This is a genomic window from Xenophilus arseniciresistens (assembly GCF_028023875.1).
Lineage (GTDB): Bacteria > Pseudomonadota > Gammaproteobacteria > Burkholderiales > Burkholderiaceae_C > Xenophilus > Xenophilus arseniciresistens.
In genome coordinates, this window is record NZ_JAQIPB010000006.1 from 396,559 (window position 1) to 414,696 (window position 18,138).

The following is an 18,138-nucleotide window of genomic DNA, read 5'->3' on the forward strand; positions in this document are numbered from 1 at the left end:
ACCCGCGGAAAAAGGACACACAGACATGAAGAAGAAGCAGCTGAGGATCGGATGCGCACTGGCGGCGCTGGCCCTGGCGGCCTCTGCCGCCCTCGCGCAAGGCCATGGCGGCCACGCCAACCACCCGCCGGCCGGCGGTGCCAAGCCTTCGGCCAGCACCCAGGCCTATGAGGCCGCCGCGGCGCGCATGCACGAGGGCATGGGCATTTCGTACAGCGGCAACGCCGATGTGGACTTTGCGCGCGGGATGATTCCGCACCACCGCGGCGCCGTCGACATGGCCCGCATCCAGCTGCAGCACGGCAAGGACCCGGCCCTGCGCAAGCTGGCGCAGGAGGTCATTGCCGCGCAGGAAAAGGAGATCGCCTTCCTGGAGGACTGGCTGCGCCGGCACGCACCGCGCTGAGCGCGGACGCGCCTGCGCTCAGCCCTAGATTCGTCCCATCAGCAGCAGCACGATCACGATCACCACCACCAGGCCCAGGCCGCCGCTGGGCCCATAGCCCCAGTTGCGGCTGTAGCCCCAGCTGGGCAGCGCCCCGATCAGCAGCAGGATCAGCACGATCAGAAGAATGGTCGAGATCATCAGTTGGCTCCATCGATGTCAGTGAACGATGGCAGCCATGGTGCGCCGCGGCCGGGGTGCGGCTCGCGGGTGCAGGGCGCTGCGGGGCGTCAGGGCCGGGCGGGGCGCCGTGTCAGAGGCGGGCCAGCCGCTCCAGCGCGCTGAGCAGCGTTTGGTCTTTCTTGGCGAAGCAAAAACGCACCACGCGCTGGTCGAAGCCGTTGCCGTAGAAGGCCGACAGCGGGATCGCCGCCACGCCCACCTCGCGCGTGAGCCACTGGCAGAAGTCGGCTTCGTTCAGGTCGCTCACCGCCGAGATGTCCACGCACTGGAAGTAGGTGCCTTCGCTGCGCAGCAGCTTGAAGCGCGTCCTGGCCAGGCCCTGCGCGAACAGGTCGCGCTTGCGCTGATAGAAGGCGGGCAATTCCAGGTAGGGCGCGGGATTGGCCATGTAGCTGGCCAGCGCATGCTGCATGGGCGTGTTGACGGTGAACACGTTGAACTGGTGCACCTTGCGGAACTCGGCCATCAGCGCGGCCGGCGCCGCCACGTAGCCCACCTTCCAGCCGGTGACGTGGTAGGTCTTGCCGAAGCTGCTGACCAGGATGCTGCGCGCCGCCAGGCTCGGGAAGCGCGCGGCGCTCTGGTGCGCGGCGCCGTCGAAGACCATGTGCTCGTAGACCTCGTCGCTGATCACGAACACGTCGGTGGGCGCCAGCAGCGCCTCGAGCTGGCGCATCTCTTCGGCGGTCCACACGGTGGCGCTGGGATTGTGCGGCGTGTTGATGAGGATGGCGCGCGTGCGGCGGGTGAGCGCCGCTGCGATGCGGTCGAAGTCGGGCCTGAAGCTGCCGGGCACCAGCGGCACCCGCACCACCGTGCCGCCGGCCAGTTCGATGTTGGGCACGTAGCTGTCGTAGCAGGGCTCCAGCACGATCACCTCGTCGCCCGGCCGCACCAGCGCGAGGATGGCGGTGATGATGGCCTGCGTGGCGCCGGCCGTGACGGTGATCTCGGCGTTCGGGTCGTAGCTGCGGCCATACAGCGCCTCGATCTTGGACGCGATGGCGTTGCGCAGCGCCGCAATGCCGGGCATCGGCGGGTACTGGTTGTGGCCGGCCTGCATGGCGGCCGTCACGGCTTCGGTCAGCGCCGGGTCGCAGTGGAAGTCCGGAAATCCCTGGCCCAGGTTCACGGCGTTCTTCTCGGCCGCCAGGGCCGACATCACGGTGAAGATGGTGGTCCCCACGTTCGGCAGCCTGGTGCCGGGGTCGGGGGTGCGTGCCGCAAGAGAAAGGCTCATAGCTCGTAGTCGTTGGAATGGCCGGCCAGGGCCTTGGCGATCAGGTGGCGATCCAGCCGGTCGGAAAGAAGTTCGGCGAACTTGAAGACGAAGTTGCGCAGGTACGCGCTGCGCTTGAAGGCCACGCGCGCGATGTTCTGGCCGAAGACCTGGCCCATGGGTCGCACGACGAGGTCGCCGTTGCCGTCGTCGCGCACCGCCATCTCGGCCACGATGCCCACGCCCAGGCCCAGCCGCACATAGGTCTTGATCACGTCGGAGTCGATGGCCTCCAGCGCAATGCGTGGCGCGAGCTTCTTCTGCGCGAAGGCATGGTCGATGCGCGTGCGGCCCGTGAAGGAGGGGTGGTAGGTGATCAGCGGCTCGGTGGCCAGGTCCTCCAGCGTCACGCGCTCCTTGGCGGCCAGCGGATGTTCCTTGGGCAGCACCAGCACGTGCTGCCATTCGTAGCAGGGCAGGGTGACGAGGTCCGAATAGTTGTCGAGCGACTCGGTGGCGATGCCGATCTCGGCCACCTCGTCGAGCACCATGCGCGCCACCTGGTCGGGCGAGCCCTGGTGCAGGCTGACGTTGACCTTGGGGTAGGCCTCGCGCAGCCGCGCCACGGGCACGGGCAGCACGTAGCGCGCCTGGGTGTGGGTGGTGGCGATGGAAAGCGTGCCGCTGTCCTGCGCGCTGAACTGCTCGCCGATGCGCTTGAGGTTGCCCACCTCGCGCATGATCAGGTCGATGCTGGCGATGACGTGCTGGCCCGGCTCGGTGATGCGCTTGAGCCGCTTGCCGTGGCGCGCGAAGATCTCGATGCCCAGTTCCTCTTCCAGCTCGATGATCGCCTTGGAGACGCCCGGCTGGGAGGTGTGCAGCGCCTTGGCTGCCTCGGTGAGGTTGAGGTTGCGGCGTACCGCTTCCTGGACGAACTTGAACTGATGAAGATTCATAACTGATTCATCAAAAAATTGTGAATCATTATGTCATTCAAATCTAAGGCTGCTCTTCACCCGGGGGCGTGGAATCGTCCTGCAAGGCGATGCGCGTGAGCGTTTCCAGCAGCCATGCATGCTGGCCCACGGCGGGGCGCAGGCGCACCGGCACGTCGGGAAAACGGGCCTGCAGCTGGGCCACGCGGCGCGGCAGGTCTTCGCGCACATGGTGGCCCATGCCCAGGAACAGGGGAAGCACCTGCAGCGTGCGCGCGCCTTCGTCGGCCACCAGTTCGGCGGCGGCGGTCTGAAGGTCGGGCGTGGCCAGCTCCAGGTAGGCGCAGCGCACCGGACGTTCGGGTGCCAGCTCGCGGATGCGCCGCGCCACGGCCTCGACGGGCTCGCGCCACTGCGGGTCGCGCGAGCCATGGGCCAGCAACACGATGGCGTGGGTCATGGCCCGGCCCTCAGCGCCGCAGCACCAGCCAGCCGAACGCGCCCAGCGACAGCAGCGAATAGATGAGGCCGGGCGCAGCCGCCGTGATCCACGGCAGCCAGTTGCGCAGGTTGCCGATGTAGCCGAACACGTTGTTGAGCAGGAAGAAGCTGATGCCGATCATCACCCCGCCGAACACGTAGCCCGCGATGCCGCTCTGGCGGAAGTGCAGGTAGGCGAAGGGCAAGGCCAGCACCACCATCACCAGGCAGGACAGCGGGTAGAAGACCTTGCGCCAGAACTCGATCTCGTAGCGCTGCGCGTCCTGGCCGTTGGCCTCCAGGTGGCCGATGTACTCGAACAGGTCCAGCGTCTTCATGCGTTCGGGCCGCAGCAGCGCGACCGACACCATGTCCGCCGTCAGCGTGCTGTGCCAGGCGTAGTAGGGCAGCTCCGTGATGGTCACGTGCGCCGAGCCGTCGGGGTTGCGGGTCTGGAACTCCTGGCGGCGCGCATCCTTGAGCAGCCAGCCCTCCGGCCCGATGCCGGCGCTGGCCGCGTTGGTCTGCGACACCAGAAAGCCACGCTCGTCGAACTCGAAGATGCGCGGCTGCTTGATGCTGCCGTCCTGCTCGATGGACAGCATGTTGACGGCGAAGGTGCGCGTCTCGCGCGTCTCGCGCAGCCAGCCGCCCGTGAGGCCGGCCGACAGCAGGTAGCCCTGGTGCTGCGACTTGAGCAACTGGGCCGTGCGGCTGGCCCAGGGCGACACATAGTCGCCCACGGCCGCCGTGATGACCACGAAGGCCGAGCCCAGCACCAGCAGCATGCGCAAGGCCCGCCAGGGCCCCAGCCCGCTGGTGCGCAGGATGGTGAATTCCGAGCTGCGCGCGAGGTTCGAGAGCACGAAGATGGTGCCGATCAGCACCGCGATGGGCAGCAGCTCGTACAGGTGGCTAGGAATCTGCAGCAGCACATAGGCCAGCGCCTGCGGCATGCGGTAGGCGTCGGTCAGGCCCTTGCCCACGGCGTCCAGCTCGTCGACGAAGTCGAAGAAGAAGAACAGGCACAGAAAGCCCAGCGTCACGAAGGCGATGGAGCGCAGCACATCGCGGTAGATCAGGCGGCGGATGGTGCTCATGCCCATGGCGCGGGCCTCCCGGATTCGGCGTGGTGGCGCAGGCGGCTCATGCCGAAGCCCCGCGCAGGCGCGGCAGCAGGCGCCAGTTGTTGTGGCGCTGGCCCAGCCAGATCAGCGTGATGACGAACACGCCGCCGTGCAGCAGCAGCAGGAACAGGTCCATGCGCACGCGCCCGGAGCCCACCCAGTTCTGCCCCAGGTTCAGCAGGTTGTAGTACACGGCGAAGAAGAAGAGCGCAAAGATCAGGTTGGCGCTGCGGCCCACGCGCGGGTTCACGCCCGAGACCACCAACGCCAGCAGCACGAAATTGGCGCCGGCCAGCATCAGCCCCACGCGCCAGCCCAGCTCGCCCAGGTTCGGCGGCGTGGGGTTGCCGATCAGGCCCAGCGAAGGCGTGGCGCGCGGCGACGGGCCGTTGCTGCCGATGCCGCCGCCATCGCCGATGCGCGAGCCGTAGGTCTGGAACTCGCTGATCTTCAGGCCCGAGCGGTCGAAGGGGCTCTCGATGCGCTGGCCGTTGCGCAGCATCAGGTAGCGCACGCCCTGTTCGGTCTCCACCGTGCCCTGCTGGGCCGAGGTCACGATCTCCATGTTGCGCTCGAGCGAGGAGATGAACACGTTCGAGGCCTGGCTGGCGTCGGCGCTGTTCTTGTCGATGTAGAAGACGCGGTTGCGCCCCGACGATTCCTGGAACTGCCCGGGCGCCACGCGGTCGAGGTCGCCGCGCTGTTCGTACTGCGCGCGCATGCCCTGCGTCTGCGCGTTGGCCCAGGGCCAGCCCACCAGCGCCAGCGCGCCGATCAGCAGCAGCACCGGCCAGGCAAAGCTCAGCAGCGGACGCAGGAAATCGCCCAGCCCGCGGCCACTGGCGAACCAGATCACCATTTCGCTGTCGCGGTACATGCGCGAGAGCGTGCCCACGATGGAGATGAACAGGCTCAGGCTCAGGATGGTGGGCATGTAGCCCAGCAGCGTGTAGGCCATCACCAGGAACACTTCGGACGGGTTCACGCCACCGCGCGACGCCAGCCCCAGCGTACGGATCAGGATGATGGTCATGACGATGGTTGCCAGGACCACGAGCGTCGCGCCGAAGCTGCGCGAGAGCTCTTTGCGTAGAGAGGAATGGAATAACATCGTCGAGGGAAAAGCGAGATTATGGACTTTCAACTCAAGACCCTCAGCCTGGCGCAGGCCGCCGCCGAAAAGACCGATGCACTGGTGGTGCTGGTGCCGCGCGCAGAGCCGCTCGAGGGCAGCGACGCACTGAGCCGGATCCTGCATTCCGCCCGCGCGGCCAAGGACTTGGGCGAGCGCGCCGGCAAGCTGCTGGCGCTGTACAGGCCGGCCGGCGTGGCCGCACCGCGTGTGTGGGCCGTGCATGCCGGCGAAGGCTCGCCCGCTGACATCCGCGCCGCAACCCTTGCCGGTACACAGGCAGCGCTGGCCGCCCAGCCGCGCCGCGTGGCGCTGGTGCTGGCAGGCGCCGCCGACGCTGCCGCGCTGCATGCGGCCGTCGTCGCCAGCGCCGATGCGAGCTACGTCTACACCACCACCCGCAGCAAGGCCGAGCCGCGCGGCATCCGCCAGCTGACGCTGGGCGTGGCCGATGCCAAGGCGCTGCAGCCCGCCCTGGCCACGGCCGTGGCCACCGTGCGCGGCGTCGAATTCGCCAAGGAATGGGCCAACCGACCGGGCAACCATTGCACGCCGACGATGCTGGCCGATGCCGCGCAGTCGCTGGCCAAGGCCCCGCGCGTGCGTTGCGAAGTGCTGGGCCCCAAGGAAGTGGCTGCGCTCAAGATGGGCTCGTTCATGGCCGTGGCCCAGGGCTCGGCCGAGCCGCTGCGTTTCATCGTGCTGCGCTACCAGGGCGCGGCCAAGGACGTGGCGCCGCAGGTGCTGGTGGGCAAGGGCATCACCTTCGACACCGGCGGCGTCTCGCTCAAGCCCGCGGCCGAGATGGACGAGATGAAGTTCGACATGGGCGGCGCAGCCAGCGTGCTGGGCGTGTTCCGCGCGCTGGGCGAGCTTCAACCGGCCGTCAACGTGATCGGCCTGATCCCCGCCTGCGAGAACATGAACGACGGGCGTGCGCTCAAGCCCGGCGACGTGGTCACCAGCATGAACGGCCAGACCATCGAGGTGCTCAACACCGATGCCGAAGGCCGGCTGATCCTGTGCGACGCGCTGGAATACGCCAAGCGCTTCAAGCCCGCGGCGGTGGTCGACATCGCCACGCTCACGGGTGCCTGCGTGATCGCGCTGGGCGGCGTGCGCAGCGGCCTTTTCTCCGGCGACGATTCGCTCGCGCAGGCCCTGCAGGCGGCTGGCGAGCAGGCGCAGGACCGCTGCTGGCGCATGCCGCTGGACGACGAATACGGCGAAGGCCTGAAGACGCATTTCGCCGACGTGGCCAACGTGGCGGGCCGCGCGGGTGGCGCCATCACCGCGGCGAAGTTCCTGCAGCGCTTCACCGCCGACCTGCGATGGGCGCACCTGGACATCGCCGGCACGGCCTGGAAGAGCGGCGCGGCCAAGGGCGCCACGGGCCGGCCCGTGGGCCTGCTGCTGCAGTACCTGCTCTCGCAGCAGGACGCAGCCGCAGCGCGCCCCAAAAAAGCGCGCAGCGCGCAAGCCAGGTCCGCCGCCACGGCAGCCCCCGAAGGCAAGGGCGGCCGCGCCGGCCGTCGCGCGTGACGGGCATCGACGTCCACTTCAACGCCGGCGACAAGGTCGGCCATGCTTGTCGCCTGCTTCGCAAGGCCGTGATGGGCGCGGGCGCGAAGGTGGTGGTGGTGGCCGAGCCGCCGCTGCTGCAGACGCTGGACGAAGCGCTGTGGTCCTTCTCGCCCGGCGACTTCATCGCCCATTGCGATGCGTCGGCGGCGCCGGCCGTGCTCTCGCGCAGCCCCGTGGTGCTGCTGCAGCCGCAGCAGGCGGCTTCCGCCGCGCTGCCGCACCATGAGGTGATGGTCAACCTGGGCACGGCCACGCCGACGGGTTTCGAGCGTTTCGAACGCCTGATCGACGTGGTGGGCCTGGAACCGCAGGAGCGCGAAGCGGGCCGCGAGCGCTGGCGCCATTACCAGTCCCGCGGCTACACCATCACGCGCCATGACCTGGGCGCGGCCAGGAGCAGCGGATGAGCGGCGACGGGCCTTCCTCCTCGCGTCAGCCGCCTCGCTTCGTGCCCACGCTGACGGCCGTGGTCGACCTGCAGGAAGAGGGCGCGCCGGCGGCTGCGCCCGCTGCCGGACCGGCCCCACTCATGCCGGACCTGGCGGCCCTGCCTTCGCTGGACCTGCCGGCCGGCAGCGGTGCAGCAGCCCCGCCAGCCGCGCTCCCGCCGCCGGCCGCGCAGACGCTGCCGCCGACCCTGTTGCGGCAGGCCTCCGCGCCGTGGGAATCCGCGAACGTGCAGCAGCCCGTAGTGCGCGCGCCGGTGCCTTCGCCGGTCAATGCCCCACCGCCCGTGAAGCCGGCCTCGCTGCCCGTGCTCGAGACCGTGTTCGAGCCTGCTGCGCCCACGGCTCCCGTCGCGCCCCCGCCGCCGCAGGACGCAGCCCCGCCAACGGCAGCGCCCAGCTTCAAGGCCCTGCCGGTGCGTGAAGAGGCCGACGCCTTCCGGATCGAAGAAGAGCTGCTGCATCGCGTGCTGCAGCGCATGGACCTGTCGCTGGAAGAACGGCTCACCGATGCCGTGTCCCTGGCCGTGCAGCAGCAGCTGGATGCCATGATCCCCAGGCTGCGCCAGGAAGTCGAAGCCGTGCTGCGTCAACTGGTGGTCGAAGCGATGGCGCACGAACTCTCCGAGCCCCCGGGAAACCCTGGTGTCTGAGACGCGGTCTGAGGGGCAGTCGCGCACCATGCTTGGGCTAAACTGAATTTCAGGTCGGGACGGCGCGAGGGGCGCCAGTCCGGGACCTCCGGCCTGGAATTTGCTCCATGCGAAGGCCCCGGTCACGAAGACCGGTTCACTCAACTCTTGTTCTTCAAGTTTCTGGAGGTTTTCCATGCAATTGAAATGGACTGCGGTCGCATTGGCTGCTCTCTCGGTGGTGGCATGCGGCAAGAAGGAAGAAGCTGCGGCACCTGCAGCCGCGCCTGCGCCGACCGCCGCCGCGCCCGCGCCGGCCGCACCTCCTGCTGCCCAGACCCTCGTGGTCAAGATCGGCCACGTGGGGCCCGTCAGCGGCCCCATCGCCCACCTGGGCAAGGACAACGAGCTCGGCGCCAAGATGGCGATCGAGGACCTCAATGCCAAGGGCGTGAAGATCGGCGACAAGGTCGCCAAGTTCGAGCTGCTGGCAGAAGACGACGCCGGCGATCCGAAGCAGGGCACGGCCGTCGCCCAGAAGCTGGTCGACAGCAAGGTCAACGGCGTGGTCGGTCACCTGAACTCGGGCACCACCATCCCCGCCTCCAAGCTGTACAGCGATGCCGGCATCCCGCAGGTTTCGCCTTCGGCCACCAACCCCAAGTACACGCGCCAGGGTTTCAAGACCACCTTCCGCGTCGTGGCTGACGACACGCAGCTGGGCGGCACGCTGGGCCGCTACGCCGTGCAGACGCTCAACGGCAAGAAGATCGCCGTGATCGACGACCGCACGGCCTACGGCCAGGGCGTGGCCGAAGAGTTCTCCAAGGCAGCCAAGGAAGCCGGCGCGACCATCGTGGGCCACGAGTTCACGACCGACAAGTCGACCGACTTCAATGCCATCCTGACCAAGCTCAAGGGCCAGAGCCCCGACATCCTGTTCTTCGGCGGCATGGACGCCGTGGGCGGCCCGATGCTCAAGCAGGTCAAGCAGCTGGGCCTGAACGTGAAGTTCATGGGCGGCGACGGCCTGTGCACGGGCGAGCTGGCCAAGCTGGCCGGCGATGCCATCGGCGAAGAGATGGTGGTGTGCGCCGAAGCCGGCGGTGTGGACGGCGACTTCAAGGCGCCGCTGGACACCTGGAAGGCCAAGTTCAAGGAAAAGAACGGCGTCGACGTCCAGATCTACGCGCCTTACGTCTATGACGCGGTGCAGGTGCTGGCCGCTGCCATGGAAAAGGCCGGCTCGGCCGATCCCGAGAAGTACCTGCCCGAGGTGGGCAAGGTCAACCACAAGGGCCTGACCGGCCCCATCACCTTCGACGAGAAGGGTGACATCAAGGGCGGTGCGCTGACGCTGTACACCTACAAGGGTGGCCAACGCACGCAGCTGGCCGTGGTGCGCTGATTCCCGGCGACCGCTGCAAAATGGAAAGGGCCTTCGGGCCCTTTTCTTTTTTTCTTCTACCGCCGCGCACCCACGCACCGCACCGATGAACGACGCCGTCAACCCCTGTGCCACTGCCGCGGGCTGGGCCGTGTTTGCCACCGCCGTCGGGCATTGCGGCCTGGCCTGGGGCCCGCGCGGCTTGCGCTGCGTGCGCCTGCCCGAGGCCGACGGCAGCGCGCAGCGCCTGCGCTCAAGGTTTGCGCGCGAGTTTGCGAGCCTGCCTGAATGCGAGCCCGCCGCATGGCCGACCGCGGTGGCCAGCGCCGTCGAAGGCGTGCAGGCCCTGCTGGCGGGCGAGCCGCGCGATCTGCGCGAGATCGTGCTCGACCCCGGCGGCCTCAGCGACTTCCAGCTGCGCCTCTATACAACCGCACGCGCCATCGCACCCGGGCAGGTGCGCACCTATGGCGACATCGCCGAAGAGCTGGGCGACAAGACGCTGGCCCGCGCGGTGGGCCAGGCCTTGGGCGCCAACCCGTTTGCGCCCGTCGTGCCCTGCCACCGGGTGATGGGCGCGCGCGGCTGGCAGGGCGGCTTTTCGGCGCCGGGCGGCGTGGCGCTGAAGCTGCGCATGCTGGCCATCGAAGGCGCGCAGCCGGGCGGGCAGGCGCAGCTGTTCTGAATCAGCGCGGCGCAGCCTGGGCCAGAAGCACGGCATCGAGCTTGGCGCGGATGCGCCGGATCGCCACTTCATGGCGCAGGGTGTGGGCGCCCCGGCCATGGGTGCCGGCCTTCATCACCAGCCGCAACTGCTCGCGCTGCAGCCGCGTCTTCAGGCGCCGCGCGCGGCGGCCGTGCTGGCGCCCCAACTCGCGGCGCACGCGCCAGCGCTCCAGGGGTGATCCGAGGCGCCGCCACTCGTCGTCACGCAGCAGTTCGCGTTCGGGCACGAACCACGAGGCCAGGCTGTGCAGATGGGCACCGGTTTCGCGCGCCGCGGCACGCCACACCATGGCGGCCGCGGCCAGCACGGGCAGGCCCTTGGTGATCAGCAGCAGCGTCAACCCGAGCGGGCCTTCGCTGAAGCGGTCTTCGAGCCAGGGCGAGTTCCAGAAGAAGTGCATGAACCAGGCCAGCCCAAAGCACAGGCCGGCGACGGCCAGGCGCGTGGCCAGGCTGCGTTCGGTGTGGCGCAGGTACCAGGCCACGCCGTAGGCGGCCAGCGTGGTGTAGGCGGCGTGCGTCCACAGGCCGGCCAGCAGGCCGCGCGTGCCCAGGTTCAGCAGCACGGGCAGCCACTGGTTGTCCAGCGGGAAGGTGAGGGCGGCCCGCACGGTGTAGCTGAGGTTCTCCACCACCTGGAAGCCCAGCCCGGCCATGGCGCCGACCACCAGCACCGACAGCTCGGTCTGGAACTGGTTGCGCGCCACGAGCACGAGCAGCAGCACGCCCACCAGCTTGAGGAACTCCTCGGTGATGGGGCCGGCCAGCGCCGGTCCCCAGACGGCGGCGAACTCGGGCGAGATCAGCTTGGCCGTCAGGCTCTGGATGGCGCCGTTGGCCGGCAGCGCCAGATGCACCGCGCCCAGGCCGCCCCAGGCGAAGGCCAGCACATAGGCTTCGGTGGGCAGATGCTCGAGCAGATCGAGCGCGCGGAACAGCGCGACGAAGGCCAGGGTGTACAGGCTCCACACCACCAGGCCCAGGCCCGCCGCGATGGGCACCACCCTGAAGCCCGTGGCAAAGAGCGCCAGGGTGTAGAACAGCCCGTTGACCAGCCACAGCGCCAGCAGCCAGAAGGCGGCGCGGCGCGGCTGGAAGAAAGCGTCGGTGCCGATGGGCCATTCGGTCGGCCTGGCCGGCGCGCCCAGCGCATGGGCAGGCGCGTTCACGAGGAAGCCTCCAGGTCCATGGAGGCCAGCATGCGCCGCGCATCGTCCAGCGCTGCGGAGGCCGCCAGCGCATCGTCGTTGGGGCCGTAGAAATCCACCTGCACCAGCGACTGGCGGGCCGGATCCACCATCTGCCAGAAGCGTCCGCTGAGCTTGGGGCCGTAGTAGGCGAAGGTGATGCCCTGCAGCCCCCAGTCGGTGTAGAAGTCCGTCACCTGGCCTTCGATGCGCAGCCGCTCGCCGTACTCGATCATGCGCTGCTGGCGGTCCAGCGGCCCTTCGGGTCCGCCGATCCAGCGCGCGGTCCTGACCGAGAAGGTATGGCCGCTTTTGATCAGCACCAGCGATTGGCCTGCGCGTGAGCGCGCGACGTCGAGCCGCCACTCGGGCGCCGGCACGAAGCGGGCCTGACCCACCGAGAGCATCTGCTCGGCCGGCAGCGCGCGCATCGCGGGCGTTCGCCGGTCCCACAGCTGCAGGCCGCCCACATAGGCCGCGATGCTCGCCACGATGGCCAGGCTGGCCGGCCAGGTGCGGTAGGGAATGCGGCGGGTGGGTTCGAGCATGCGCGGATCGTGCCACAGCCGCTGTGACGGATGCCCTGTTGAGCCGGCGCAGATCCAGCCGGAGCGCGCCCGGGCCGCTCAACCCTCTTGGGAAGCGTTAACAAAATGCCTAAGATGGATCGCCGCCAAAGCCGCCATGCAATGGGCTTGCGGCGCACGACCACAACAACAACGACGGGCAGGCCTCGCCGCATGGGGCTTGCGCAGAACCAGGGAGCTGGCGATGCATGGAATCGACCTCGGAGGCGGACCTTGGGCTTGCTCGAGCGTGTACGGCTGACTGCGCTGAACAGCCTGCAGCTTCTGATGATGCTGGAGGTGATGCAGGCGTGGACGCGCGCCGACGCCGAGGACCTGTCCGAGGCTGCCCGGCAGGCCCATGCCGATCTCATCGAGCCCGACGACGATGAAGGCGCCGACCCTGCCGAGCGCGAACGCCAGCGCCAGCGCGCCCTGGCGCTGATCGAGCAGATACCGCGCAAGCTCGAGCGCCTGGCACAGCTGGCCCCCCTGCAATCCCAGGACGCGCAGGCCTCGGCGGCCGTGCAGGGCGGCCTGCGCCGGCTGGGCACCGCCAATGAAAGCGTGCTGCGCGTGCTGCAGGCGCTGGCACCCTCGGCCCGCCCAGCCGAAGCAGCGCCCGCGCAACCCGCCGAGCCCGAGAGCTGAGCCGGCGCGCGCCCTTGCCCGAGCAGCGGGCACGGTCAGCCGCAGCCGCCGCAGCGCGGGCGGCGGGCGCTGGCGACAATCCGGCCATGAGTTCTTCCCCGCGATTCCTGGGCCTGGCGCTGGTGCTGGGCCTTCTTTCGGCCATCGGCCCCTTTGCCATCGACATGTACCTGCCCGCGCTGCCGCTGATCGGGCGCGACCTGGGGGCCGACATGCAGACCGTGCAGTTGAGCCTGACGGTCTTTTTCGTGGCCATCGGCCTGGGCCAGCTGGTCTACGGGCCGGTGTCGGACATGCTGGGCCGCAAGCCTGCGCTGTACTTCGGCCTGGGCCTTTTTGCGCTGGCCAGCGTGGGCTGCGCGCTGGCCACCGACATCCATGTGCTGGTGGCGCTGCGCTTCATCCAGGGGCTGGGCGCGGCCGCGGGCATGGCGGTGCCGCGCGCCGTGGTGCGCGACCTGCACACCGGCGTGGATGCGGCCCGGCTGATGTCGCTGCTGATGCTGGTCTTCAGCGTCTCGCCCATCCTGGCGCCCCTGGCGGGCAGCGCCGTCATCGCCTGGACCGGCTGGCGGACCGTGTTCTGGGCCGTGGCCGTGGCGGCGCTGGCCGGCATGGCGCTGATGGCCAGTTCGCTGCAGGAAACCCGCGGCCCCGAGGCGCGCGTGCAAAGCAGCCTGGGTGCGGCCTGGCGCGCCTACGCGCACCTGCTGCGCGACCGGCACTACCTCGGCCTGGTGGCCATCGGCGGCTTCGGCATGGCGGGCTTCTTCACCTACCTGGCCAACTCCTCCTTCGTGATGATCGAGCACTATGGCCTGACGCCCACGCAGTACAGTCTGGCCTTTGCGCTCAATGCGGCGGCCTTCATCGGCGCGGCACAGCTCAACGGCCTGCTGGGCCGGCGCTTCGGCCTGGTGCCGCTGGTGCGCTTTTCGGCGCTGGCTTCGGCCCTGCTGGTGGCGGCGATGTGGCTGTTCTTCGCCGCGGGCGGCGATTCGCTGGCCGTGCTGATCGTGCTGTTTTTCTGCGCCAGTGCCTTCATGGGGCAGGTGGTGCCCACCACCGCGGTGCTGGCGCTCGAGGCGCATGGCGCCATCGCGGGCACCGCGTCGGCACTGATGGGCACACTGCAGATGCTCGGCGGCGCCGCGGCCATGGCGCTGATCGGCCTGGTGGCCAGCAGCCGGCCGCTGCCCATGGTCACGGGCATGGCCATCTGCGCGCTGCTGTCGCTGGCCACCGCCCTGGGCACGCTGGGCTGGCGCGGCCGCGCGGTCGCGGCCGCATGAGCGGCGCCCGGCCGTCCGAAGGCACCCCAGTGAGCGCCTCCCTGGCGGAGGTGCCCCAGCAAGGTCTGCCCGCTGCGCAGCGCTGGCGCGCCATGGGCGTGCTGGTGCTGGGCATCGCGCTGGCGGTGCTCGACGGCACCATCCTCAACCTGGCGCTGCCCGACATCGCGCGCAGCTTCTCGGCCTCGGCGCCGCATGCGATCTGGGTGGTCAACGCCTACCAGATCGCCACGCTGGTCATGCTGCTGCCGCTGGCCACGCTGGGCGATCTGATCGGCTACCGCCGCGTGTACCTGTGCGGCATGGCGCTGTTCGCACTGGCCTCGCTGGGCGCGATGGTGGCGCCCTCGCTGGAGCTGCTGATCGCCGCGCGTGCGCTGCAGGGCCTGGGCGCGGCCGGCGTGATGAGCGTGAACGCGGCGCTGGTGCGGCTGATCTTTGCGCCCGGGCAACTGGGTCGCGGCATGGCCATCAATTCGATGGTGGTGGCCACCGCATCGGTGGCCGGGCCCACGGTGGCGGCAGCCATCCTGTCGGTGGCGGACTGGCCCTGGCTTTTTGCGCTCAACCTGCCGCTGGGGCTGCTGGTGATGCTGCTGGGCCGGCGTGCCCTGCCGCCCAACGTGAGCCGCGCCGCGCCGGGCGCACGCATCGCGCCGCTGGACGTGCTGCTCAACGTGCTGATGTTCGCGCTGATCTTCCTGGGCGCCGACCGCCTGGCCGTGCGCGATGCAGGCGCCGCCGCGCTGCCGCTGGACGGGCTGGCGCTGCTGGCCGCGGGGCTGCTGGTGGGCGCGGTGCACGTGCAGCGCCAGCGCAGGCGCGTGGCGCCGCTGTTCCCGGTCGATCTGCTGCGCATCCCCGTGTTCGCGCTGTCCATGGGCGCTTCCGTCAGTGCCTTCTCGGCGCAGACGCTGGCCTATCTCTCGCTGCCCTTCCTGCTGCTGGACAGCTGGGGCCGCTCGCATCTGCAGGCGGGCCTGCTGATCACGGCCTGGCCGCTGGCCATCGTGGCCATGGGGCCGGTGGTGGCGCGGCTGATCGGTCGCGTGCCCGACGGGCTGATGGGTGGTGCCGGCATGGTGCTGATGGCCTTCGGCCTGTCGCTGCTGGCCCTGCTGCCCGACGGGGCGAGCGACCTGTCCATGGTCTGGCGCCTGGCGCTGTGCGGCGTGGGTTTTGCGCTGTTCCAGTCGCCCAACAACCACACGATCGTGCGTTCGGCGCCGCTGTCGCGCAGCGGCGCGGCCAGCGGCATGCAGGGCACGGCGCGGCTCACGGGCCAGACCTTGGGGGCGGTGCTGCTGGCGGGCATCTTCAGCCTCTGGCCGCCGCAGGCGGGGCAGGGGCCGCTGATCGCGCTGGGCCTGGCGGCCGTGTGCGCGCTCGCGGCGGGCGTGTTCAGCGTGCTGCGCGTTCGCTAACTGGCGCAGGCGAAGACCTCGTCGGGCTGCCCCGGCTGCCAGGGCGGCAGCTTGCGCATCGCGCGCTCGAACAGCGGGCTTTGCACCCACTGCTGCAGCCAGGCCTGCAGGCGCGGCCAGGGCTGCGCGCCGAACCAGGCTGCATCCACCTGCGCGGCCTGGCGCACGAAGGGCATCCATGCCACGTCGGCCAGGCGGGCCTGCGGCCCGAACAGGAAGGCTTGCGACTGCAGGCGCGCATCGAGGGCCGCGGCCTGCGCGGCGATCGCGTCGCGCGCAGCACCCGGCGCCCACTGCGGATGGCGCTCGGGGTACTTGTAGGCGTCCAGGGCCTGCTTGAAGGGGCCATCGCACTGCGCGATCAGGGCCTGCATCGCCTCGCCGTCGCCCACCAGCCAGCCCAGCGGGTCCTGGCGTGCGAGCGCCCATCGCATGATGTCAAGGCTCTGGTCGATCACCACCCCGTCGGCCAGCTGCAGCACCGGCACGGTGCCTTTGGGCGAAGCCGCCAGCAGCGCCGCGGGCTTGTCGCGCAGCACCACTTCGCGCAGCGTGCAGGCCTGGCCGCTGGCCAGCAACGCCAGCCGCGCCCGCATCGCATAGGGGCAGCGGCGAAAGGAATAGAGCACGGGCCGGCCGTTCAGACCAGGCGGCGAATCGCTTTCTTGCGCCATACGAAGCGGTAGTAGGCCGCCTGCAGCGCCAGCATGCAGCCGAAGAAGACCGGGTAGGCGATCCACACGCCGTCCAGCCCGATCCGGCGGCTCATGAACCAGGCCACCGGCACCTCGATCAGCACGATGCACAGCACCGAGATCAGCGTGGGCACCAGCACCGTGCCGCTGGCGCGCATGATGCCCGACAGGGCCGAGCCCATGCCGAAGATCACCAGGCTCCACAGCATGATGTGCAGCAGGCGCTGGGCGATCTCGATCACTGCAGGGTCGGTGATGAACAGGCTCATCAGCGGACGCGAGAACAGGTAGCCCAGCCCCACCAGGCTGCCCGTGAGCAGCAGGTTCATGCCCAGCGCCGTGCGCGTGATGGCACCCAGCCGCTGCACCTGGCCTGCGCCGATGGCCTGCGCACCGAGGATGGAGGCCGTGATGGCGATCGAGATGGCCGGGAACTGCACATAGGCCACCACCTGGTTCACCGCGCCGTAGGCGGCGGTGGCGGGTGCGCCGAAGTCGTTGACCATGGTCAGCAGCGCCAGCTCGGCGCCGGCCACCACGATCATCTGCACGCCCGTGGGCACACCCACGCGCAGCACGCTGCGCAGCAGGGCCGCATCGATGCGCAGGTGCGGCATGAGCCGCGCGTCGGGCGCGAGCGGGCTGCGCTTGTGGCGCAGGTGCCGGCCCATCCACAGCAGCGCGACGACGAAGGCGGCCACCGACCCCCAGGCCGCGCTGGCCACGCCCTGGGGCGGCAGGCCGAACCAGCCGCGGATCAGGGCCGGCGTGAGCAGCAGCCCCACGCCGGTGGAGATCAGCAGCGTGAACATCGGCGTCATGGTGTCGCCCACGCCGCGCAGCAGCGAGGTGGCCAGCAGGAACACGAACAGCCCCGGCATCGCCACCAGCATGATGCGCGCGTAGCGCGTGGCCTCGGGCAGGATGTCGGCCGGCGTGCCCAGCAGGCGCAGCAGCACGTCGGTGAACAGCCCGCCCAGCACCGCGATCAGCAGGCCGAAAAGCACTGTCACGCTCAGCGCGGTGCCGGCAATGGCACGGGCTTTGGCGGCATCCTGCGCACCCCAGGCCTGGCCGATCAGCACCGAGCTGCCCGCGCCCAGGCCGATCACGAAGGCGATGAAGAAGAACATCACCGGGAAGAAGCTGGAGACCGCGGCCATCGCGTTGACGCCCAGCATCTGGCCCACGAACACGTTGTTCAGCGTGCCCGACAGCGACTGCAGGATGTTGGCCAGCAGCATGGGCGCGAGGAAGAACAGGAAGGTCTGCCACAGCGGCCGCTGGCCGTGGCGCTCATGCGTTGTCGTGCCTTCGGCAGGCGGCGCGATGGCTTCGTTGGCGCGGCCTGGCACGGCCGCGGCCTTTGCAGCAGAAGAGGGCATGCGCGTGCTCAGGCCGACGGCGGCGTGCTCGCGTCCCAGCCCGGCTCGGCCAGCTGGCGCACGTACTGCGCCAGGTCGGCGGGCCAGTCGCTCACGTAGCTGTCGAAGCGCGCGCGCTCGCCGGCGAAGAGCGAGCGGGAGGCTTCCTCGAAGCCCGGCAGCTCGCTGCCCAGCAGGCTCATCACGCGGTAGGCGGCTTCGCGCGCGGCGCGCACACTGTCGCGCTCCGCATAGTTGCGCCGGGCCTCGTCGATGAGCCGGCGCAGCGCCACCGAAGCGCCGCCGGGCTGGCGGCTGAGCCAGTCCCAGTGGCGCGGCAGCAGCGTCACTTCGCGCGCTACCACGCCCAGCTTGGGCCGGCCCACGCCGCGCGCGGGTGCTTCGTCGGGCGCGTGCTCGGGCCCGCTGCCTTCGGGGCGCAGGTCCAGCTCGACGCGGGTGCCGCTGTCCTGCTCGAACACGACGGCGGTCGCGCCGTCCGCCTGCGCTCGCAGCACGGCCAGCACTTCGTCGCGCGTGCCGGTGGCAATGCGCCGATGGCCCGCGAAGGCGATCAGCACCGAAGGCGCAGGAGGCTCGGAGGGAGGGTCGGAAGAGGTGTCTGTAGACATGATTCAAATTCTACCCGGGCCAAATATT

Annotated in this window: 20 protein-coding genes; 9 read left to right on the forward strand and 11 right to left on the reverse strand. The window is 69.9% G+C overall.

Annotated features, from left to right (window positions below):
- Positions 1-25: 25 nt before the first annotated feature.
- The gene (gene copM / locus PGB34_RS14595; RefSeq protein ID WP_271428804.1) at positions 26-406 is read left to right on the forward strand and encodes a CopM family metallochaperone; all 381 of its coding nucleotides are present in this window, start codon (positions 26-28) and stop codon (positions 404-406) included.
- A 24-nt stretch (positions 407-430) separates the two neighbouring features.
- On the opposite strand, the gene PGB34_RS14600 is transcribed toward copM, so the two are convergent.
- The 6 genes from PGB34_RS14600 to lptF all read right to left on the reverse strand — a co-directional run bounded on the left by PGB34_RS14600 (position 431) and on the right by lptF (position 5,503).
- Positions 431-589 (reverse strand): DUF3309 family protein, encoded by a 159-nt coding sequence (locus tag PGB34_RS14600; protein WP_271428870.1) that lies wholly within the window; start codon positions 587-589, stop codon positions 431-433.
- 109 nt (positions 590-698) lie between these two features.
- Positions 699-1,868 (reverse strand): pyridoxal phosphate-dependent aminotransferase, encoded by a 1,170-nt coding sequence (locus PGB34_RS14605; protein ID WP_271428805.1) that lies wholly within the window; start codon positions 1,866-1,868, stop codon positions 699-701.
- Positions 1,865-2,806, reverse strand: coding sequence for a CysB family HTH-type transcriptional regulator (locus tag PGB34_RS14610; protein WP_271428806.1), 942 nt, complete (start codon positions 2,804-2,806; stop codon positions 1,865-1,867). Before PGB34_RS14610 ends, PGB34_RS14605 begins: the two co-directional genes overlap by 4 nt.
- Before the next feature lie 43 nt (positions 2,807-2,849).
- The gene (locus PGB34_RS14615) at positions 2,850-3,245 is read right to left on the reverse strand and encodes a sirohydrochlorin chelatase (RefSeq protein ID WP_271428807.1); all 396 of its coding nucleotides are present in this window, start codon (positions 3,243-3,245) and stop codon (positions 2,850-2,852) included.
- 10 nt (positions 3,246-3,255) lie between these two features.
- Positions 3,256-4,365: an LPS export ABC transporter permease LptG gene (gene lptG / locus PGB34_RS14620; RefSeq protein WP_271428871.1), complete on the reverse strand. Its 1,110-nt coding sequence runs from the start codon at positions 4,363-4,365 to the stop codon at positions 3,256-3,258.
- A gap of 46 nt (positions 4,366-4,411) precedes the next feature.
- On the reverse strand, positions 4,412-5,503 hold the full coding sequence (gene lptF, locus PGB34_RS14625) for an LPS export ABC transporter permease LptF (protein ID WP_271428808.1): 1,092 nt from the start codon (positions 5,501-5,503) through the stop codon (positions 4,412-4,414).
- Positions 5,504-5,524: 21 nt separating this feature from the next.
- On the opposite strand from lptF, the gene PGB34_RS14630 reads away from it, so the two are divergent.
- The 5 genes from PGB34_RS14630 (at position 5,525) to PGB34_RS14650 (ending at position 10,258) form a co-directional block, all read left to right on the forward strand.
- Positions 5,525-7,066: a leucyl aminopeptidase gene (locus PGB34_RS14630; protein WP_271428809.1), complete on the forward strand. Its 1,542-nt coding sequence runs from the start codon at positions 5,525-5,527 to the stop codon at positions 7,064-7,066.
- Complete coding sequence (locus tag PGB34_RS14635; RefSeq protein WP_271428810.1) at positions 7,063-7,515, forward strand: DNA polymerase III subunit chi; 453 nt, start codon at positions 7,063-7,065, stop codon at positions 7,513-7,515. Before PGB34_RS14630 ends, PGB34_RS14635 begins: the two co-directional genes overlap by 4 nt.
- On the forward strand, positions 7,512-8,207 hold the full coding sequence (locus tag PGB34_RS14640) for a hypothetical protein (RefSeq protein WP_271428811.1): 696 nt from the start codon (positions 7,512-7,514) through the stop codon (positions 8,205-8,207). The genes PGB34_RS14635 and PGB34_RS14640 overlap by 4 nt, the downstream gene beginning before the upstream one ends.
- A 175-nt stretch (positions 8,208-8,382) precedes the next feature.
- Positions 8,383-9,594 (forward strand): branched-chain amino acid ABC transporter substrate-binding protein, encoded by a 1,212-nt coding sequence (locus PGB34_RS14645; protein WP_271428812.1) that lies wholly within the window; start codon positions 8,383-8,385, stop codon positions 9,592-9,594.
- Between the two features lie 85 nt (positions 9,595-9,679).
- Complete coding sequence (locus PGB34_RS14650) at positions 9,680-10,258, forward strand: methylated-DNA--[protein]-cysteine S-methyltransferase (protein ID WP_271428813.1); 579 nt, start codon at positions 9,680-9,682, stop codon at positions 10,256-10,258.
- Between the two features lies 1 nt (position 10,259).
- On the opposite strand, the gene PGB34_RS14655 is transcribed toward PGB34_RS14650, so the two are convergent.
- Together PGB34_RS14655 and PGB34_RS14660 are read right to left on the reverse strand one after the other, a co-directional pair.
- A complete protein-coding gene (locus PGB34_RS14655; RefSeq protein ID WP_271428814.1) occupies positions 10,260-11,468 on the reverse strand; it encodes a PrsW family intramembrane metalloprotease in 1,209 nt (402 codons plus the stop codon).
- Positions 11,465-12,034 (reverse strand): hypothetical protein, encoded by a 570-nt coding sequence (locus PGB34_RS14660; protein WP_271428815.1) that lies wholly within the window; start codon positions 12,032-12,034, stop codon positions 11,465-11,467. The genes PGB34_RS14655 and PGB34_RS14660 overlap by 4 nt, the downstream gene beginning before the upstream one ends.
- Before the next feature lie 252 nt (positions 12,035-12,286).
- Here PGB34_RS14660 and PGB34_RS14665 point away from each other — a divergent pair, with 252 nt between their 5' ends.
- From PGB34_RS14665 to PGB34_RS14675, 3 genes are all read left to right on the forward strand, one after another.
- Positions 12,287-12,703 (forward strand): hypothetical protein, encoded by a 417-nt coding sequence (locus PGB34_RS14665; RefSeq protein WP_271428816.1) that lies wholly within the window; start codon positions 12,287-12,289, stop codon positions 12,701-12,703.
- A gap of 86 nt (positions 12,704-12,789) precedes the next feature.
- Complete coding sequence (locus PGB34_RS14670) at positions 12,790-13,995, forward strand: multidrug effflux MFS transporter (RefSeq protein WP_271428817.1); 1,206 nt, start codon at positions 12,790-12,792, stop codon at positions 13,993-13,995.
- The gene (locus PGB34_RS14675) at positions 13,992-15,419 is read left to right on the forward strand and encodes an MFS transporter (RefSeq protein ID WP_408647896.1); all 1,428 of its coding nucleotides are present in this window, start codon (positions 13,992-13,994) and stop codon (positions 15,417-15,419) included. Before PGB34_RS14670 ends, PGB34_RS14675 begins: the two co-directional genes overlap by 4 nt.
- Here the strand turns inward: PGB34_RS14675 and PGB34_RS14680 are convergent.
- The 3 genes from PGB34_RS14680 to PGB34_RS14690 form a co-directional block, all read right to left on the reverse strand.
- Positions 15,416-16,093, reverse strand: a complete 678-nt coding sequence (locus tag PGB34_RS14680) for a glutathione S-transferase N-terminal domain-containing protein (RefSeq protein WP_271428818.1) — start codon at positions 16,091-16,093, stop codon at positions 15,416-15,418. The genes PGB34_RS14675 and PGB34_RS14680 overlap by 4 nt on opposite strands.
- Entirely contained in the window at positions 16,060-17,358 is a 1,299-nt protein-coding gene (locus tag PGB34_RS14685; protein WP_271428873.1) for an MATE family efflux transporter, read from the reverse strand. Before PGB34_RS14685 ends, PGB34_RS14680 begins: the two co-directional genes overlap by 34 nt.
- Positions 17,359-17,507: 149 nt before the next feature.
- Positions 17,508-18,110, reverse strand: a complete 603-nt coding sequence (locus tag PGB34_RS14690; RefSeq protein ID WP_271428819.1) for a DUF2239 family protein — start codon at positions 18,108-18,110, stop codon at positions 17,508-17,510.
- Positions 18,111-18,138 lie beyond the last annotated feature (28 nt).

What these genes read in the sequence shown, in the direction of transcription:
- PGB34_RS14670 (WP_271428817.1), top strand. Translation starts at nt 12,790, where the DNA reads ATGAGTTCTTCCCCGCGATTCCTGGGCCTGGCGCTGGTGCTGGGCCTT.
- PGB34_RS14645 (WP_271428812.1), top strand. Translation starts at nt 8,383, where the DNA reads ATGCAATTGAAATGGACTGCGGTCGCATTGGCTGCTCTCTCGGTGGTG.
- PGB34_RS14650 (WP_271428813.1), top strand. Translation starts at nt 9,680, where the DNA reads ATGAACGACGCCGTCAACCCCTGTGCCACTGCCGCGGGCTGGGCCGTG.
- lptF (WP_271428808.1), bottom strand. Translation starts at nt 5,503, where the DNA reads ATGTTATTCCATTCCTCTCTACGCAAAGAGCTCTCGCGCAGCTTCGGC.
- PGB34_RS14675 (WP_408647896.1), top strand. Translation starts at nt 13,992, where the DNA reads ATGAGCGGCGCCCGGCCGTCCGAAGGCACCCCAGTGAGCGCCTCCCTG.
- PGB34_RS14685 (WP_271428873.1), bottom strand. Translation starts at nt 17,358, where the DNA reads ATGCTGCTGGCCAACATCCTGCAGTCGCTGTCGGGCACGCTGAACAAC.
- copM (WP_271428804.1), top strand. Translation starts at nt 26, where the DNA reads ATGAAGAAGAAGCAGCTGAGGATCGGATGCGCACTGGCGGCGCTGGCC.
- PGB34_RS14615 (WP_271428807.1), bottom strand. Translation starts at nt 3,245, where the DNA reads ATGACCCACGCCATCGTGTTGCTGGCCCATGGCTCGCGCGACCCGCAG.
- PGB34_RS14610 (WP_271428806.1), bottom strand. Translation starts at nt 2,806, where the DNA reads ATGAATCTTCATCAGTTCAAGTTCGTCCAGGAAGCGGTACGCCGCAAC.
- PGB34_RS14605 (WP_271428805.1), bottom strand. Translation starts at nt 1,868, where the DNA reads ATGAGCCTTTCTCTTGCGGCACGCACCCCCGACCCCGGCACCAGGCTG.
- PGB34_RS14630 (WP_271428809.1), top strand. Translation starts at nt 5,525, where the DNA reads ATGGACTTTCAACTCAAGACCCTCAGCCTGGCGCAGGCCGCCGCCGAA.
- PGB34_RS14690 (WP_271428819.1), bottom strand. Translation starts at nt 18,110, where the DNA reads ATGTCTACAGACACCTCTTCCGACCCTCCCTCCGAGCCTCCTGCGCCT.
- PGB34_RS14680 (WP_271428818.1), bottom strand. Translation starts at nt 16,093, where the DNA reads ATGGCGCAAGAAAGCGATTCGCCGCCTGGTCTGAACGGCCGGCCCGTG.
- PGB34_RS14640 (WP_271428811.1), top strand. Translation starts at nt 7,512, where the DNA reads ATGAGCGGCGACGGGCCTTCCTCCTCGCGTCAGCCGCCTCGCTTCGTG.
- PGB34_RS14660 (WP_271428815.1), bottom strand. Translation starts at nt 12,034, where the DNA reads ATGCTCGAACCCACCCGCCGCATTCCCTACCGCACCTGGCCGGCCAGC.
- lptG (WP_271428871.1), bottom strand. Translation starts at nt 4,365, where the DNA reads ATGAGCACCATCCGCCGCCTGATCTACCGCGATGTGCTGCGCTCCATC.